Origin of the sequence: Streptomyces sp. NBC_01264 (genome assembly GCF_026340675.1) — a bacterium.
Taxonomy (GTDB): Bacteria; Actinomycetota; Actinomycetes; order Streptomycetales; family Streptomycetaceae; genus Streptomyces.
Genome location: NZ_JAPEOX010000001.1, coordinates 612,430 through 628,631, shown reverse-complemented (window position 1 = coordinate 628,631; position 16,202 = coordinate 612,430). Strand labels below are relative to the sequence as shown.

Sequence of the window (16,202 nt, the reverse complement as noted above, 5' to 3'; positions counted from 1 at the left end):
GCTCCGTACGCCCGGAGCGGGGTGCGCCCCGCGCGCCTACGGAGCCGCGTAGCGGGCCAGGAAGAGGTCGACGCCCGAGGTGACGACGCGGGTCAGCTCCGCCGGGTCGGTCCCGGTGCCGGGGACGAAGGTGTGCTCCAGCTGCGGGACGCCGACGGTGGCGGCGACGAGCTGCCGGACGGCGAGCCCGGGGTCGGGGACGCGGAGCCTTCCGCGCCGGCCGAGCTCGGTGAAGGCCTCGACCAGAGGCCCGTTGTACATGTCGTACGTGACCCGGTACCAGAGCCTGCCCAGCTGGGGGAAGCGGCCGGTCTCCCCGATCACCAGGCGGCGCAGCGCCATGATGTCGGGGCGCAGCAGGAGGGTGGCCCAGTCGCCGGTGAGGGCGATCAGGGCGGCGCGCAGATCGGCGGCCTCCACGAGGGCGGAGCCGCCCGGTTCGAGGTCCGCGTAGGTCTCGCGCAGGATGCCGCCGATGGCGGCGAGGAACAGTCGCTCCTTGGTGCCGAAGTGTTTGTACACCGTCGCCTTGGAGACCCCGGAGCGGCTGGTGATCGCGTCCATGGAGGCGGCCGCGTACCCCTCGGCGAGGAACACTCCGCGGCGGCCGCGCCGACGATCGCCCGGCGCTTGCGCCGGACGGCGTCGGAGGATGCGGGGAGGACCGGGATGCCGTACGCGTCGGTGGCGTTGGGCGTCTCGGCTGCCATGGGGGAGTCCTTCGTACGTGCGGGTGGCCGGCGGTGGCCTGCGGGGGAGGTGCGTACGGGGGTCAGTGTAGGAACGGAAGCGGTCCGTACGCGCGCACGCACCGCCTGTCCCGCACGGCCTGTCCCGCACCGCCTGTCGGGTCCCGGCGCGTGTCAGCCCCGCGCCGTGCCGCCGTTCCTGACGGCCTCGGTGATGTCGGCCGTGTCCGCGGCCGGCGGCACCGCGATCTCCTTCACCACGCCGAAGGAGAGGAAGTCGATGTCGACGATCACGCTCCCGAGGGTCTGGTTCAGCCGCGAGGGCATGCCCTTGTCGTCGACCCAGACGTCCGAGACGAGCTCGGTCGCGCCGCCCCCGCCCCCGCCCGCCGCGCCGAACGCGGCTCCGGCGTCGCCCATCCTGTCCACCGGAACCGTGGCCCGGTAGTGGACGGAGCTCTTTCCGTTGACGTCCTCCCGGCCGATCTCGGTGACCTCGTCGGCCCACTTGAGCGACTTCAGTCCGGCCGTCGGGTCGTTGTCGCCCGCGTTCATCCCGGCGGCGCCCCGCTCGCCGAGCACGGCCGAGGCCTCGATCCTCAGCCAGGTCCTGCCCGCGTAGGGGCCGCTCGGCGCCGGGTCGATGCCGTAGTAGTACGCCCCCTGGACGAGCCGGTACGTGATCGTGCCGTCGGCGACCAGGTCCTCCATCCGGAGGTCCTCGGCCGGCATCTCCGCCTCCACCGCGAGGCCGTTGCCCCAGGAGTAGAGGCCGTTCAGCCGGACCGGCCTGCCGCCCGTGCCGGGCATCGTCACGCTCATCTCAACCTCGGCCGAGCCCGCCCCGGCGGCCTGGTCGGAGGCCTTCGTGAGCGTCGAGACCAGCGTCCGCGCCGAGTCGGCCGCCTTACGGCCCGCTTCGGCGCCGGTCGTGCAGCCGCTCAGGCCCGCCGTCACGATCACCGCGGATGCGACGCCCCTGGTGACCCTGGTGACCGTTCCCGCCTTCATTCCCACCCCTTGCCCGGTAGCCGTCCCGGCCCCCCGCAGATGCGCGGGCACGCGTCCGAGCAGCCTGTATATCCTGCCCGGCATGCTGCGACTCGAACGCCTGCGGGCCGCTCACGAAGATGCCCTGCGGGCCTTCGAGCGGGAGAACCGGGCCTACTTCGCCCGCTCCGTACCGGACCGCGGGGACGCGTACTTCGCGGAGTTCGGCGCCCGCCACCGCGCCCTTCTCGCCGAACAGGAGGCGGGCACGTGCCAGTTCCATCTGGTGCTGGACACCTCCGGAGAACTGATCGGGCGCGTCAACCTGGTGGACCTGGCGGACGGCGCCGCCGACCTCGGCTACCGGATCGGTCAACGGGCGGCGGGCCGCGGCGCGGCCACCGCGGCCGTCCGGAAGGTCTGCCGGCTCGCTGCCACGGAGTACGGGCTCGGATCCCTCACCGCGTCCGCCGCCCTGCACAACCCGGCCTCGGCGGCGGTGCTCCGGCGGACCGGATTCACGGTACTGGGGGAGACGGTCCTGGACGGCCGTCCCGCGCTGACCTACCGGCGGACACTCACGGCTGAGTCCTGACCGCCGCCCCGCCGACCGGGCGCCGCGCCGGCCCGGCCCGACGCCCGCCAGGTCCCGCGTCGCGTCGGTCCGGCCCGGCGCCATCCGGGCGTCGCGCGGTTCGGCCCGGCCTCGCGTCTTCCGGGCGGCGCGTTTGCCCGGCCCCGGCCCCGGGGCCGCTGGGCCTCGCGTCCGCCTGGCCCGGCGTACTCCCGTCGGCCCGGCCGCGCGTCTTCCGGACGTCGCGTCCGCTGGGCCTCGTGTCTGCCCGGTCCGGCGTCCGCTGGGCCTCGTGTCCGCCTGGCCCAGCATCAGCCCGGCGTCGCGTCCGACGGGCCCCGCGTCGGTCCGGCCCCGGGTCCGTCGGGTCCCGGGGCCGCTGGGCCATGCGTCCGCCGGGCGCCGGGTCGGTTCGGCCCCGTGTCCGTCGGGTCCCGTGTCTGCTGGGCCCGGCGTGCGCCGGCGTCGTGTCCGCCGGGCGCCGCGTCTGCCCGGCCCCGGGGCCGCTGGGCCTCGCGTCCGCCCGGCCCGGCGCCGCCCCCCGCCCGGGGGCGCCGCCTGTCCCGCCCCGTCCGGACGGGGCGACAGACCGGCTTCTGGTGCCTACGGGTGACGGACCGACAGCAGCGCATCACTCCATCGGGGCCCTCGGCGCGCGCGCACGGCGTTGATCACCGAGTGTGTGGATCACCGGCAGCGCGTGCTGCCCGTCGGCCCCCGCATTGAGGAGTCCCCGGCCCCATGGCTGTCGCCGTCGTTCTCTCCGTCCCATCCGCCGCCCCCACCGCGAGGGATGCCGCGAAGCCGGGCCACCGTGTGGCTCCGCCGAAGCCCGTCGACGACGCGCGGGACGCGGTCGGCCGGCCGCCGGCGTCGCGCCGGGGCCTCGCCGCCGCGGGGACGGGCGGCGCCCGCGGGTGCGCAGGCCCGACGCCCCTCCGGCTCACCCGCGTCAAAGCCCCGCGCGCGCAAGGGGACCCGTCGCCCTGCACGGCGTTCGTGACCGCGCGCGGCATCTGAGCCGGCCCCCGCTCCCCGTGCGCCGCACCGCGGTGCGGTCCTATGCGCTGCCGTGGCCCGTTGCCCGGCCCCGGGGTCCCGCGCCTCCGCGCCCTGTCCAGACGTGATCCCCTCCCCCCTCCCCACGCCACTTGGAGCAAGCCGATGGTCCTCGCCCCGTCGCCGCCCCCGGGCTGCCCCCACACCGGACCCGCCCGCAGGACCGTGGTCCAGGCGGCGGCCCTCGCCGCCGCCGGTCTCACCGCGGGCCTCGCGCCCACGGCGTGGGCCGCCGAGGCACCGGCCCGCCCGGCGGCAGGCCCGGACGCGGAGCCCGCGCGGAGGGACACCGCCCCCGCTCCCCTTCCGCTGCGCACCGACCGCGAGTCCCAGGGCGACATCCTCGCCGGGTTCCGCAAGGACCACGCCTGCTTCCTCTTCCTCCACTTCGGCGACGCCGTCAAGGCCCGGAGCTGGCTGACCCGCCTGCTGCCCTCGATCTCCACCACCGAGGAAGTGGCCCGCTTCAACCGGGCCTTCAGCAGGGCCCGCCGGCTGAGGGGCGGCATCGACCCCGAATCCATGGCCACCCTGTGGACCGGGATCGGCCTGACCCATCCGGGGCTGCGCCTGCTGTCGGGCAAGGAGCCCTTCCCCGCCGCCCCGGCCGGGTCCAGCGCCGAGGCCTTCACCCAGGGCTCCGCGGCCCGCGCGCAGCTGCTCGGCGACACCGGAACCAGCGCCCCGCAGTCCTGGCTGTTCGGCGCCGAGGAGCCCGCCCGCGCGGTGCACGTGGTCCTCACGCTCGCCGCCGACCAGCCCGAACGCCTCGCCACCGCCGTCGCCGAACACCGCGCGGCCGCCGCCGCGGACGGCGTGACGGTCCTGTTCCGCCAGGACGGGGCCACCCTCCCCGGGGAGCTGCGCGGGCACGAGCACTTCGGCTTCCTCGACTGCATCAGCCAGCCCGGCGTACGGGGCTTCGACGAGCCCGACCCGGCCGACGCCTCCGGCGTGCTCGGCAAGCCCGGAACCCGGCTGATCCCCGCGGGCGAGTTCGTGGTCGGCCCCGAGCGGGTGAACAAGCGCCCCACGGGTCTGCCCGCCTGGGCCACCGGCGGGGCCTTCCAGGTGGTACGCCGCCTCGCGCAGGACGTGCCCGGCTGGTGGACGCAGGTCGCCCTGCGCCTCTCCGATCTCCAGCGCGCGGGCGCCGCGCCCGCCGACGCCGGCCGCGAATGGCTCGGAGCCCGCCTGATGGGCCGCTGGCCGGGCGGCATGCCGGTCTCCCTGTGTCCCGCGGCCGAGCAACTGCCCGCGCCGGGCAAGCACCCCGACGCCGGGCTCGACTACGGCCAGGACCCGCAGGGCTGGGGGATGCCGCTCTTCGCGCACATCCGCAAGGGGAACCCGCGCGGCGGCCTCGTCCTCACCCCGGGCCGCCCCCCGGTGGCCCAGGCGGAGCTCGACGCGCGGCGACTGATGCGGCGCGGAATCCCGTACGGCCCCGTCTACAAGCCCGAACTGGGCGAGGAGCACGGTCCGCAGGCCGAGCGCGGGCTGGTCTTCGTCTGCCACCAGTCGGACCTGGTGGGGCAGTTCGAGCTGGTGATGCGCAAGTGGGTGAACGACCCCGACTTCCCGGCCGGCCGCAACCCGCGCGCCGGCTGCGACCCGGTGCTCGGCCCCGATTCGGCCATCGCCTTCGAAACCCCCTCGGCGGACGGCACCGGCAGCCGGGCCAACACCCTCCACTTCGGCCGGTTCGTCCGCACCGAGGGATCGGTCTACGCCTTCAGCCCCTCCCTCCCCGTTTTGCGCGCCTTGGCCAAGGGCCAGCTCGACGCCTCCATCGAGTTCCACACCGGCTCGGTCCTGCGCCCGGGCGACGTCCTCGACGCGGGCAAGGCCCGGCTGACCCTGGACGCCTCGGGCGACCTCGCCCTGCTCGACGCCGGCGGCGCCCGTACCTGGCGTACGTACACCGGTGGCGTCGGCCGCGACGCCGTGCTCACCCAGGACGGCGAACTGCTCGTGCGCGACGCCGACGGCGGCACGGTCTGGTCCAGCGGAACCGGCGGCCACCCCGGCGCGCGCCTGCTGCTGCGCCCCTCCGGAGAGCTGGTGATCCTGGCCGGGACCCGGGTGCTGTGGAAGGCGTCCGCCTCGTAGGGTGACCGCATGGCGATCACGGAACCAGCGACGGACGACAACCGGTTGATCTACGGCTGCATGGCTCTCGGCGGGAGCTGGGAGCCCGGCCCGTACCGGGCCGAGGACATCGACGAGGCCGAGGCGGCGATCGAGGCCGCCCTCGACAGCGGCATCACGATGTTCGACCACGCCGACATCTACCGGCACGGAAAGGCGGAAGCCGTCTTCGGCGAGGTGCTGGCCCGCACCCCCGGCCTGCGCGAGCGCATCACGCTGCAGACCAAGTGCGGCATCCGGCTCGCCGAAGGCGACCGCCCCGGCATCTACGACCTGCGGGGCGCGAGCATCGTCAGCCGCGTCGAGGAGAGCCTCGCGCGGCTGCGCACCGACGTCATCGACGTCCTGCTCCTGCACCGGCCCGACCCCCTGGCGGACCCGGCGGAGATCGCCGAGGCACTCACCTCGCTGCACCGCCAGGGCCTCGTGAAGCGGTTCGGCGTCTCCAACATGAACGCCGCGCAGATCGCGCACCTGCAACGCCAGCTCGACCTGCCGCTCGTCGCCAACCAGCTGGAAATGAGCCTGGACCGGCGGGACTGGCTGGAGGACGGGGTCCTCGTCAACACCCCGGCCTCGGCGGCCGTCGGATTCCCGTCCAGCACCGTCGAGTACTGCACGGCGAACGGGGTCCGCCTCCAGGCCTACGGCTCCCTGGCCCAAGGACGCTTCACCGGACGGGAGTCGAGCGTGGGGGAGCACGCGACCGCCGAGCACCTGCGCGCCCTGGCCAAGGCGAAGGACACGACCCCGGAGACGATCCTGCTGTGGTGGCTGCAACGCCACCCGGCCCGGATCGCCCCCGTCATCGGCACCGGCCGCCCCGAGCGCATCCGGGCCTGCCGCGACGCCGCGCTGCGGGCCCCGGACCTGGGTCACGAGGAGTGGTACTCGCTGTGGCTCACGGCCCGGGGCGGGCCGCTTCCCTAACCTCGGGCGAGGCCGCAGACGGCCGCCATGTCCGAACCTGGGCGTGCGCTGCCCCGCCGGCGCCCGCGCTGCGGCCCCGGGCGCCCCGACCGACAATGGGAAGTACGCCGCCGCCGCCGGAGAGGAGGTCTGCCCATGGGCAGACGGTCGCCGAAGGCCGCACGGATCGGGTCCCTCGTCGCGGCTGCGGTAGCGCTGTTCGGCATCCAGCTCGACTTCTTCGCGCTCAACCTGGCCATCCCCGGTATCGCGGACGAATTCGGTGTCACGGCATCGGCCGCCCAGTGGACCCTCTCCGGCTACATGCTCGCCCTCGGCTGCTGCTTCATCATCGGCGGCAGACTGGGGGACGTGTTCGGGCGCCGGGGCGCCCTGCTGGCCGGCACGGCGATCTTCGCTGCCGCGTCCGTCTGGTGTGCGCTGGCTCAAGGCCTCGGCCCGCTGGTGGCTGCGCGGATCGTGCAGGGTGTCGGTGCGGGCATCGTCTTCCCGGTGTCCGTCGCGGTCGTGAGCAACGCCTTTCCGGACGAGACCCGCGCCCGCGCATTGGGCGCGGTCTTCGGGATCGCCAACATCGGTACGGCCCTCGGCCCGTTCGTCGGCGGCGGCCTTACCGAGGGACCGGGGTGGCGCTGGATCTTCTGGCTGCTGGCTCCGCTGAGCGCGCTGGCCCTGTTCGTCTCCGCCCTGTACGTGCCCGACTCGCGCGACGCCTCCGCGCCCCGACAGCTTGATGTGCTCGGCTGCTGCGCGATCGTGTGCGCGCTCGCCGCGCTCACCTTGGCCGTGGAGCGCGGCAGCGCGTGGGGCTGGGATCATGCCCGCACCCTGACGCTGTTCACGGTGGCGGCGGTGGCCGGAGTTCTGTTCCTCCTGCGGGAGCGCCACACACGGCACCCGCTGGTCGACCTCCGGCTGTTCCGCAACGCTCCCTATGTGATGGTGACCGGCATGGGAGCGGTCGCCAACATGGGCTTCGTCGTCACCGTCTTCCTCACCACGCTCTACCTTCAGGGGGTACGCGGGCTGTCCCCGCTGATGGCGGGCGTCGTGTTCCTCGCCCCCGCGCTCCTCACGGCCTTGAGCGGTCCGCTGGGTGCCCGACTGGGGCGGCACATGCGCCCCACCGCGGTGATGGTGCTGGCCGGTGCGATCGCCGGGACGGGCATGATCGCGCTCAGTCACACCACTGCCTGGTGGTTGTACGTGCCCGTGTTCGCCTGGTGCGGCCTCGGCCTTGGACTCGGTTGGACCTACTCGAGCGTTGCGACCCAGCAGGTCGTGGACCCGGCTCGGGCCGGTGAGGCGTCGGGCGTGCTGTTGACGTTCTTGATCACGCTGGGTGGGATCGCCCTCGCATCGGCGGCCGCCGCGATCGCGGCGCTGACGCCCGAACGAGCCCCTGAGGAGGCGTACGAGGTGATACTGCGCATCGGAGGGGCGGCCATCCTCGCGGCGTCCGTCCTCGTCATGGCCGTATCCCATCGCCGCGCGCGGTCCGCAGCCGAGTGAGGGGACGCGCCGTCGAACGGCGGGATCGGCGCGGCCGCGCGTGCCGCGGAACTCCATGGACACGTGGCGCCGCTGCGGCTTGGAGATGCCGGGCCGGCGCCCCGGTGGAATGCTGAGGCTATGCCGTCCAAGCCCGCAGCACCCACGCCGCCTCCGCAGGCGCGTGCGGCCGCGCTCGTTCTCTCAGAGGAGGATGCGGTCGAGCTCCTGGCCTATCTGGTGACGGCCGCCAGTATTCAGATGAGCGAGGCCGCGGAAAACGCGCCGAAGCGTCTGCTCACCGCAGCCGGCCGGCTCGCCGGAATGATCACCCCGCAGGCGGGCGAGGGACTACTGCCCCTGCTCGCCGAGATCGAGCGGCAAGCCGGCGACACTGCCGTCCAGGCCGGCGACCCGGATGCGTACGCCGCCCAGGTCGATGACCTGTGCCGGACGCTGGCCGAGCACCTGCTGACCCGTCTGGGGCTGACCGAAACCCAAACCGTATGAACGAGAGCCGAGAAGGCGCCGAAGCCGACCCCGTCATCCGGGCGATCCGCACCCGCCGTGTGGTCCGCGCCCTCACCACGGTTCCCGTCGATCAGGAGGACCTGGAAGCCGTGGTCGACAGCGCGCGCTACGCGCCGCGCGCCGGAAACCGCCGGATCCACCGGTACGTCGTCGTCACGCGACCCGCGATGCTCCGCGCGTTGCGGATGGTCTCGCCCGGGATGCTCCAGGCTCCCACGGCCGCGGTCGTGGTGTGCATCGACTGGGATCGGGCCGGAGCGTTCGGCTTCACCCGGGCCACCCCGGCACCGTACGTCGACGTAGGGACGGCCTCCGCGACGATGCTCCTCGCGGCGCACGCCCTGGGGCTGGGTGCAGGACCGGTCACCTCGTTCAGCCGGACGGCGGCCGCCACCCTGCTCGGCCTGCCCGAGCCCGTCCGGCCCGAGCTCATCGTGTGCCTCGGCAACCCCGCCACCCAACGGACACCGGCTTTGCGCCGCCGACCCGGCAACGAATGGACGGACGTCCTTCAGTGGGATCGCGGGGCCCGGCCAGAGGGGTCCGGACCACAGCACGGACGCGACGCCACGCGGCACCGCAAGCGGGATGAAGAGCTGATCCGGAGCCAAATCAGCAAGATCGCTCCCGCCTCTGCCCCTGGGCGGGAGGAGCACGGCGCAGAGGCCTTCGTGGACGTGTACGCCCAGGATGCCGACCTGACCAACGTGGTCGGCAAGACCTTTCAAGGCCGCGATGCCATCGTCGGACACCTGCGCAGGCTCTTCGCGGATCCCCGGTTCCTGGCCGGGACCCCGGTGGGATCTCCCCGGTCGGAACTTCGCTGGGTGACCGATGACGTCGTGATCGTCAAGACCTACACCGAGCGCGAGGGGCAGCAGACCGTGACGGGATCCGCGCTGCCCCTGCGCAGGACGTATGCGTTCAGGGTGTTCCATCGCGCGGACGGAGAGTGGCTTCTCGTCTCCGACTTCTACATGGACGTACGGGGGGAGTCGACTCTCTCCTACGAGGAAGACGCCTCGGCCCCCTCCTGACTTCCGGCCCGGGTGCCGAACACCGTCGAGCGCATGATCCCGCACCTTCGCGCCGCCATGGTCGTGATCAAGGACCTCATCCGGACCATCCCTTGATCACGGCCACACGCACCCCCTAGCCGGGCGACCCGACCGCGCAGACCAGGATCGGGGTGGCTCGGCGGGGGTCGAGGGCGTTGCGGACCATGTGCCAGACGTTCAGGTCGTAGGCCTCGGCGATGTGGCCCACCGGGTCGAAGGGGCAGAAGTCCTGCACGTACTGGTTCTTGACCCCGGGCTCACGGACGAACGCCGTCTCGGTCGGGGTCACCAGCTCGTCGTAGCGCGAGGTGATGACGGTGTACGCGATCCCGGGCTGGGCCACCGGACCGTTGTTGAGGGCCAGGATCGCGGGACCGCCGGGCACCTCGTCGGCGAGCACCGGGATGCCGATGGTGGTCACGATCTTCTCCATGGTCGCCCGGCCGATCAGCTTGTCGCCCAGGTCCAGCAGCCCGGCGGCGTTCGTGCCGTGGGTCGGGGGAGCGATGGCCACGACCGCCTTGATGTGGGGCTGGATGCCCTGCATCTTGGCGAGGTAGAGGGCCTGCAGCCCACCCTCGGAGTGGCCGACGACCGAGACCTTGGCCGCGCCGGTCGCGCCGCGCACCTTCTCCACGTACTCCTTGATCTCCAGGTTGGAGACGGCCACCGGCTTGAGGCCTCCGACGAGCGGGAAGCCGTCGTAGGCGCCGTAGGTCAGGGCGAAGGTGCAGTAGCCGCGGGCGGCGAGGTCGAGCTGGAGGACGTTGAGGTCCTCGTACCAGGTGGCGAAGGTGCCGTGGAGCAGCACCACGGGCTCGGGGTGCGCGGCGCTGGGCCGGCAGGAGAAGTCGTTGACCCCGCCTCCCGTGACGCCCTCGGTTGCGGCGTGCGCCGGGAAGGCGGCGCCGAGCAGGAGGGCCAGCGGGAGGGCGGCCCTGGCGAGCAGGGTGCGGGTGCGCGACGCACGGGTACGGCGAGCCATACGAGATCTCCTGACGGGGGGTCATGCACTGGTCGGACTGCACAGAATGCTCCGGCGCGCGGCCCCTGTCCCCTGGCGGTACGCGCAGAATGCTTCCTCTCGCGTTTGTGCACGGTGACAATGCGAGGATGGACGACACGGGGATGGACGACGCAGGCGGTACGGCGGGCACTACGGCGGGCGGTGCGCCGGTTCCGGAATCGGGCGCTACGGCGGGAGGGGCGGAAGTCCGCTCGCCGGAAGGCCGGTTCACCGCCGCGCCCGGGCTCGCCGCCGTACTGCTGCCCCGGATGGCGGAGATGGCGGCCGAGACCGCCTCCCGGCTGACCGCCGACATCCCCGCCTACCGGCTGCTGCCCGACAGCGTCCTCGGCGGCGACCTGGTCGCCAACACCGAAGCCGTGCTGAAGCTGTTCTTCACCACCGTCGCCGAAGGGCGGGCGCCCACCGAGGCCGAGCTGGCCGCTCCCGTCGCCTGGGGTGCCGAACGGGCCCGGGACGGGGTCCCCCTGGAGGCGGTGCTACGGGTCTACCCGCTGGGCGCCCGCCGCGCCTGGGAGCTCGCCGCAGCTGGCCCGGACCCCGTCGCCGACCCGTACGCCCTGGTCACGGGCCTGCTCGCGTTCCTCGGCGAGGTCATGCCCAAGGTCGCCGAGGCATACCTGCGTGAACAGGCCGACCTCGACTGGGAACAGCGCGAACACGGCCGCAACCTCGCCGGAGTCCTGCTCGCGGGCCGCCCGGCCCGGCGCGCCGCCGAACGGTACGGGCGCACCCTCGCCGAACGGTACGAGGTGGTCGTCCTGCGGCTGCCGGAGGCACCCGGCGGCGCGACGAACCGCATCCTGCGCGCCCTGCGCTCCGAACTGGACGGAAACCCCGAGGTACTTGCCACCTTCAAGGGCGAAGGAGGCGTCCTGCTGGTCCCGCTCGGCCCGCTCGGCCCGCACGCCCCGGCGGACCCGACCGGCCCGGCCGCCGCCCCGGACGGAGCGACCCGGCGCCTGCTCGCCCGCCTCGACACGGCGGCCGCACTGCGGTGCACGGCGGCGGCCGCCGTCGCCGAGGACCACGGATCGATCCCGCGGGCCCAGGCCGAGGCCTCCGAAGTGCTTTCCCTGGCCGAGGACTTGGGGCGCCCGCCCGGCCTCTACCGGCTGGCCGACCTCGCCGTCGAGTACCAGCTCGTACAGCCGGGCCCCGCCCGCGACGCCCTGGCCCGGGTCCTGGCACCCCTCGAGGACCAGCCCCATCTGATCGCCACGCTGCGGGAGTTCATCGCGGCCGGCTACCGGCGCGCGGACGCCGCCGAGGCCCTCACGGTCCACCGCAACACCCTGACCTACCGCCTGGGCCGCATCCGCCTCCTCACCGGACACGACGCCACCGACCCCACGGGCGCCCGCCACCTCGCGGCGGCCCTGACGGCCTACGGCGCGGCCCGCCGCCCCGGCGCCTGAGACGCAGCGGGGTCGCAGTACCGGGGCCGCCCAAACCGTCCTTATTCAGGGCGGGGACAATTCCCCGGTCACCCTGACCAGTTCTGGCGGGACGGTTCTACGACCCCCGCCGGCCGAAGCCGGCGGGGGTCCTTGGCCGATCTTCCTGCGGTCCCGTCGGGAAACGGGCCCCGTCAGGTGAGGGGGAGCAGGCGGGACGGGCCGTGTGCCGAGGCGGGGGTGGAGGGGGAGGCGAGCGGGGCGTCGGTGCGGGCGGCGAGGGCGCTGCCGGCCAGCCAGGCGTTCCAGTCGAGGTTCCAGTCCCCGAACCCGTTGGCGAAGGGGGCCATCGGCTCACCGCCGCTGTTCAGCACCGACACCACGTCCCCCTCCCGCACCATGTCGAAGAACCAGGCCGCGTCGGCCGTGCTCATGCCCGTGCAGCCGTGGCTGACGTTCTCCTCGCCCTGCGCGTCGACCGACCAGGGCGCGGCGTGCACGTACTCCCCGCTCCAGGTCACCCGGGTCGCGTAGAAGACGGGCAGGTCGTAGAACTCGCTGGTACCGCGCTTGATGCCCACCGAGTCCCCGCGCATCCGCACCTTGCGCTCCTTGCCGAGCACGACCTTGATGCCGCTGCGCGTCAGGAACCCCGCCTTGCCGGTGGTCACCGGGATGGTCCGGACGGTCCGGCCGTTGCGCCGTACGGTCATCTCGTGCGCGGCGGCGTCGGTGATCGCCTCGATGCGGTCCCCGATGGTGAGCCGCAGGGACTCCGAGGGGCCGCCGTACTTCCCGTCCCCGACCTCGATCCCGTCGAGACCGCTGACCACGTGCACCACGGCGTGGGCGGGCCAGTAGGTACGGGGCCGGTAGTGCAGGGTCGAGTCGTCGACCCAGTGCCAGGCCCCCTCGACAGCCGGTTCCGAGGTGACCTGAAGGGCCCGCTCCACCCGGACCCGCGCGGCGGGATCGGCGGCGGGGACGGGGCTGCTCAGAGAGGCCGTCACGATCTGCCCGGCCCCGTACGTGCCGGGGCGCGGCCCGAACTCCGCGGTGAGCCGGTCGTCCTGCGCCGCCGCCGCGGTGCGGAACGCCATGGTCACGCCGACGGGGGTGCCCGCCGCGTCCTGGGCGCCGACCCGGACGGTGTAGGTCTCCCCGGCCCGCAGCGGTTCGGTGTTGCCCCAGTGGTGCCCCCGGGCGCCCAGGGCGCCGCCCACGTAGCGGCCGTGACCGTCGTGGACGGTGACGTACGTGAGGAGTCCCGGTCCGGCGAGGGTGATCTCCAGGGGGCTGGCCGCGTCCGTGGGCAGGACGACCGTGTGCGCCGCCGCCCGGGCCGCGCCGCGGGACGAGGGGTCGCGCACCACGGAGCCGGCCCCGCTGGCGGTTGCCCGGACCAGCTGCTGTTCCAGCCCGCCGCACAGCCCGGCCCGGAAGGCGTCCATCGCGCACTGCCGGCCCCCGTCCTCCAGCACCCGGCCGACCAGGAGCTCGACGGATCCGGCGTGCTCGCCGCCGGTCTGATGCACGTCCCCGGAGTACGACGCGGACTGCGGCGCGGCGGCGACGACGAAGACCAGGCCGGCCACCGCCCCTGCCGCGGTCCACGTCCTGCCCCGTCGCCCGGGTCCTCCACGGTGTGTCGATGACAGCATGCGCGCCACGCAGCCCTCCCAGATCGCCTTCGGCCGGATGGCAGCATCAAAACGATTTCCGGGCAGCCTGATGATCATGAACTCGGCCCATGGGGCCGAACGGGTACCGAAGAGGGCTCGTACGGAGTAGGGGAGGGGCGCTTCAGGCGTGCAGGTGCGCGGGTGCGTGCTCAGGCCGATGCGTTGGCGCTGGCGCCGGCCGTGACGTTGGCGAAGAACGCGGCGAGGTTCGCGACCGTCCGCTGGATCTTCTCCTCCAGGGTGAGCGACTCGTGGAGCCGCGCACCGGGGCCCGCGTCCTTCTTGCCCCGTACGTAGAGGGAACAGGCGAGGTCGCCGCAGATGTACGCGCCCACGGAGTTGCCCTGCTGCCCCGCCTTGCCCGCCTTCGGCGCGACCATCAGTGAGACGCCCCCGGTGTGCGTGGTCAGGCACAGCGCGCACATGCTGCGCCGGGCCTGGGAAGGGGCCGCGCCGGAGGAGCGCAGCGCGAGGGCGACCGGGCGGCCGTCCAGTTCGGTGACCAGGTAGGCGCGCTCGGGGGCCTTGGGGTCCCACCAGCCGAGGAAGTCCAGGTCCTCCCACGGGCGCTCGGCCAGATCGCGGGGGACGGACAGGCGCTTGGCCTCGCCCTTGGTGCAGTTCACGAAGGCGGCACGGATCTCTTGCTCGGTCAACGGCTTCATAACAGCAGGCTAATTTGCCTAAAGGTTTTAGGCAAACGCATAATGGCTATCGCCAGCTAGGAGGCACATGATGGTTCGAGCAGGACTGACCACCGAGCGGCTGACCCGGGCGGGCGCGGAACTCGCCGACGAGGTCGGCTTCGAGCAGGTGACCGTCTCGGCGCTCGCCCGGCGGTTCGACGTCAAGGTCGCGAGCCTCTACTCGCACCTGAAGAACTCCCAGGACCTCAGGACCCGGATCGCCCTGTTCGCCCTGGAGGAACTGGCCGACCGGGTCGCGGCCGCCCTGGCGGGGCGGGCCGGCAAGGACGCCCTGGCCGCCTTCGCGGACGCCTACCGGGACTACGCCCGGGAACATCCCGGCCGCTACGACGCCGCCCGGCTCCGGCTCGACCCCGAGACCGCGGCCGCCAGCGCGGGCGTCCGGCACGCCCAGATGACGCGGGCCATCCTGCGCGGCTACGACCTGACGGAACCCGACCAGACCCACGCGGTCCGGATGCTCGGCAGCGTCTTCCACGGCTACGTCAGCCTGGAGCTGGGCGGCGGCTTCAGTCACACCGCCGTGGACCCCCAGGAGTCCTGGGACTGGATGGTGGACTCGCTCGACGCGATGCTGCGTAACCGAGTGGCCGAGTAACTGCCCGACCCGACCCGACCCGACCCGATCGCGACGAGGCTGAGGCGATGACCACCGACCGAGACCCGATCACCACGCCGATCACCACGCCGGTCACCGAGGACCTCCTGCGCGGCGCCGCCGACGCGGAACGCACCGCGCACGGCCTGCTGCCCCACCGGCTGCCCGCCCGGGTCCGCCCGCAGATCCCCGACGACCAGCTGGCCACGGCCGAGGCCCGCCCGTCCGGCGTGCGCCTGGTCTTCCGTACCCGGGCCACCGTCATCGAGCTCGACGCCCTGCCCACGAAGCGGGCCTACCGGGGCTTCCCGGCCTCGCCGGACGGCGCGTACGACCTCGTGGTCGACGGCGTGGTCACGGCCCGGGCGACCGTGCCCGGCGGCAGGATCCGCACCCTCGACCTGGCCACCCAGGCGGTCGAACTCGAAGAGGGGCCGCCCGGCACCGCCCGCTTCGCGGACCTGCCCGCGCGGGACAAGCTCGTCGAGATCTGGCTCCCCCACACCGAGATCGCCGAGCTGATCGCGCTGCGCACCGACGCCCCCGTCACACCGGCGCCGGACAGCGGGCGCAGGGTGTGGCTGCACCACGGCAGCTCCATCAGCCACGGCTCGGACGCTGCGCGCCCCACCGGGACCTGGCCGGCCCTGGCCGCGGCGCAGGGCGCCGTGGACCTGGTCAACATGGGATTCTCCGGCAGCGCCCTGCTGGACCCCTTCACCGCCCGCGCGATGCGCGACACCCCCGCCGATCTGATCAGCGTCAAGATCGGCATCAACATCGTCAACCTGGACCTGATGCGGCTGCGCGCCTTCGCGCCCGCGGTCCACGGCTTCCTCGACACCCTCCGCGAGGGCCATCCGGCGACGCCGCTCCTGGTCGTCTCGCCCATCCTGTGTCCGATCCAGGAAGACACCCCGGGCCCCCTCACCACCGACTTCAGCACGGGGACCCTGCGGTTCAAGGCGCTGGGCGACCCGGCCGAGCGGGCCGCCGGGCGGCTGACGCTCAACGTCGTCCGCGACGCACTCGCCGGGATCGTCGCGCAGCGGGCGGCCGACGACCCGCACCTGCACTACCTCGACGGACGTGACCTCTACGGGGCTGCGGACCACGCCGAACTGCCGCTGCCCGACGACCTGCACCCCGACTCCGAGGGCCATGTGCGCATCGCCCGGAACTTCGCCCGCCACGCCTTCGCCGCCGGGGGTCCCTTCGCCCCGCCGGCCGCCTGAACCACCTCGTGCCGCGGCCCGGCGGGGTGCCCCCGGGCGCTCCGCCGGACTCGCCGCAAACCCGGTCGCGCGTCAGAATGACG

At 73.7% G+C, this 16,202-nt stretch carries 15 protein-coding genes; 10 read left to right on the top strand and 5 right to left on the bottom strand.

Annotation, left to right across the window (positions count from 1 at the left end; all coding sequences use genetic code 11):
- Positions 1-36: 36 nt before the first annotated feature.
- Together OG435_RS02860 and OG435_RS02855 are read right to left on the bottom strand one after the other, a co-directional pair.
- Entirely contained in the window at positions 37-597 is a 561-nt protein-coding gene (locus OG435_RS02860; RefSeq protein ID WP_266875113.1) for a TetR/AcrR family transcriptional regulator, read from the bottom strand.
- A 266-nt stretch (positions 598-863) separates the two neighbouring features.
- Positions 864-1,700, bottom strand: a complete 837-nt coding sequence (locus tag OG435_RS02855; RefSeq protein ID WP_266875112.1) for a hypothetical protein — start codon at positions 1,698-1,700, stop codon at positions 864-866.
- Positions 1,701-1,782: 82 nt separating this feature from the next.
- Here OG435_RS02855 and OG435_RS02850 point away from each other — a divergent pair, with 82 nt between their 5' ends.
- The 7 genes from OG435_RS02850 (at position 1,783) to OG435_RS02820 (ending at position 9,452) form a co-directional block, all read left to right on the top strand.
- Positions 1,783-2,274 carry a GNAT family N-acetyltransferase gene (locus OG435_RS02850; RefSeq protein ID WP_266875111.1) on the top strand — a complete coding sequence of 164 codons (492 nt, stop codon included), beginning with the start codon at positions 1,783-1,785 and terminating at the stop codon, positions 2,272-2,274.
- 720 nt (positions 2,275-2,994) lie between these two features.
- A complete protein-coding gene (locus tag OG435_RS02845) occupies positions 2,995-3,273 on the top strand; it encodes a hypothetical protein (RefSeq protein ID WP_266875110.1) in 279 nt (92 codons plus the stop codon).
- A gap of 144 nt (positions 3,274-3,417) precedes the next feature.
- Entirely contained in the window at positions 3,418-5,424 is a 2,007-nt protein-coding gene (locus tag OG435_RS02840) for a peroxidase (RefSeq protein ID WP_266875109.1), read from the top strand.
- A gap of 9 nt (positions 5,425-5,433) precedes the next feature.
- Positions 5,434-6,393: an aldo/keto reductase gene (locus tag OG435_RS02835; RefSeq protein WP_266875108.1), complete on the top strand. Its 960-nt coding sequence runs from the start codon at positions 5,434-5,436 to the stop codon at positions 6,391-6,393.
- Between the two features lie 135 nt (positions 6,394-6,528).
- Positions 6,529-7,905, top strand: coding sequence for an MFS transporter (locus tag OG435_RS02830; protein ID WP_266875107.1), 1,377 nt, complete (start codon positions 6,529-6,531; stop codon positions 7,903-7,905).
- A 120-nt stretch (positions 7,906-8,025) separates the two neighbouring features.
- Entirely contained in the window at positions 8,026-8,394 is a 369-nt protein-coding gene (locus tag OG435_RS02825) for a DUF6092 family protein (RefSeq protein ID WP_266875106.1), read from the top strand.
- Positions 8,391-9,452, top strand: coding sequence for an SgcJ/EcaC family oxidoreductase (locus OG435_RS02820; protein ID WP_266875105.1), 1,062 nt, complete (start codon positions 8,391-8,393; stop codon positions 9,450-9,452). Before OG435_RS02825 ends, OG435_RS02820 begins: the two co-directional genes overlap by 4 nt.
- 115 nt (positions 9,453-9,567) lie before the next feature.
- On the opposite strand, the gene OG435_RS02815 is transcribed toward OG435_RS02820, so the two are convergent.
- Positions 9,568-10,458 (bottom strand): esterase/lipase family protein, encoded by an 891-nt coding sequence (locus OG435_RS02815; protein WP_266875104.1) that lies wholly within the window; start codon positions 10,456-10,458, stop codon positions 9,568-9,570.
- Between the two features lie 128 nt (positions 10,459-10,586).
- Here OG435_RS02815 and OG435_RS02810 point away from each other — a divergent pair, with 128 nt between their 5' ends.
- The gene (locus OG435_RS02810) at positions 10,587-11,918 is read left to right on the top strand and encodes a helix-turn-helix domain-containing protein (RefSeq protein WP_266875103.1); all 1,332 of its coding nucleotides are present in this window, start codon (positions 10,587-10,589) and stop codon (positions 11,916-11,918) included.
- 173 nt (positions 11,919-12,091) lie between these two features.
- Here the strand turns inward: OG435_RS02810 and OG435_RS02805 are convergent, their stop codons facing one another.
- Together OG435_RS02805 and OG435_RS02800 are read right to left on the bottom strand one after the other, a co-directional pair.
- Positions 12,092-13,348, bottom strand: a complete 1,257-nt coding sequence (locus OG435_RS02805; protein ID WP_430625741.1) for an Ig-like domain-containing protein — start codon at positions 13,346-13,348, stop codon at positions 12,092-12,094.
- Positions 13,349-13,728: 380 nt separating this feature from the next.
- A complete protein-coding gene (locus OG435_RS02800; RefSeq protein WP_266875101.1) occupies positions 13,729-14,244 on the bottom strand; it encodes an FBP domain-containing protein in 516 nt (171 codons plus the stop codon).
- A gap of 70 nt (positions 14,245-14,314) precedes the next feature.
- On the opposite strand from OG435_RS02800, the gene OG435_RS02795 reads away from it, so the two are divergent.
- Together OG435_RS02795 and OG435_RS02790 are read left to right on the top strand one after the other, a co-directional pair.
- Entirely contained in the window at positions 14,315-14,884 is a 570-nt protein-coding gene (locus tag OG435_RS02795) for a TetR/AcrR family transcriptional regulator (RefSeq protein ID WP_266881506.1), read from the top strand.
- Between the two features lie 47 nt (positions 14,885-14,931).
- Positions 14,932-16,119, top strand: a complete 1,188-nt coding sequence (locus tag OG435_RS02790) for a GDSL-type esterase/lipase family protein (protein WP_266875100.1) — start codon at positions 14,932-14,934, stop codon at positions 16,117-16,119.
- Positions 16,120-16,202 lie beyond the last annotated feature (83 nt).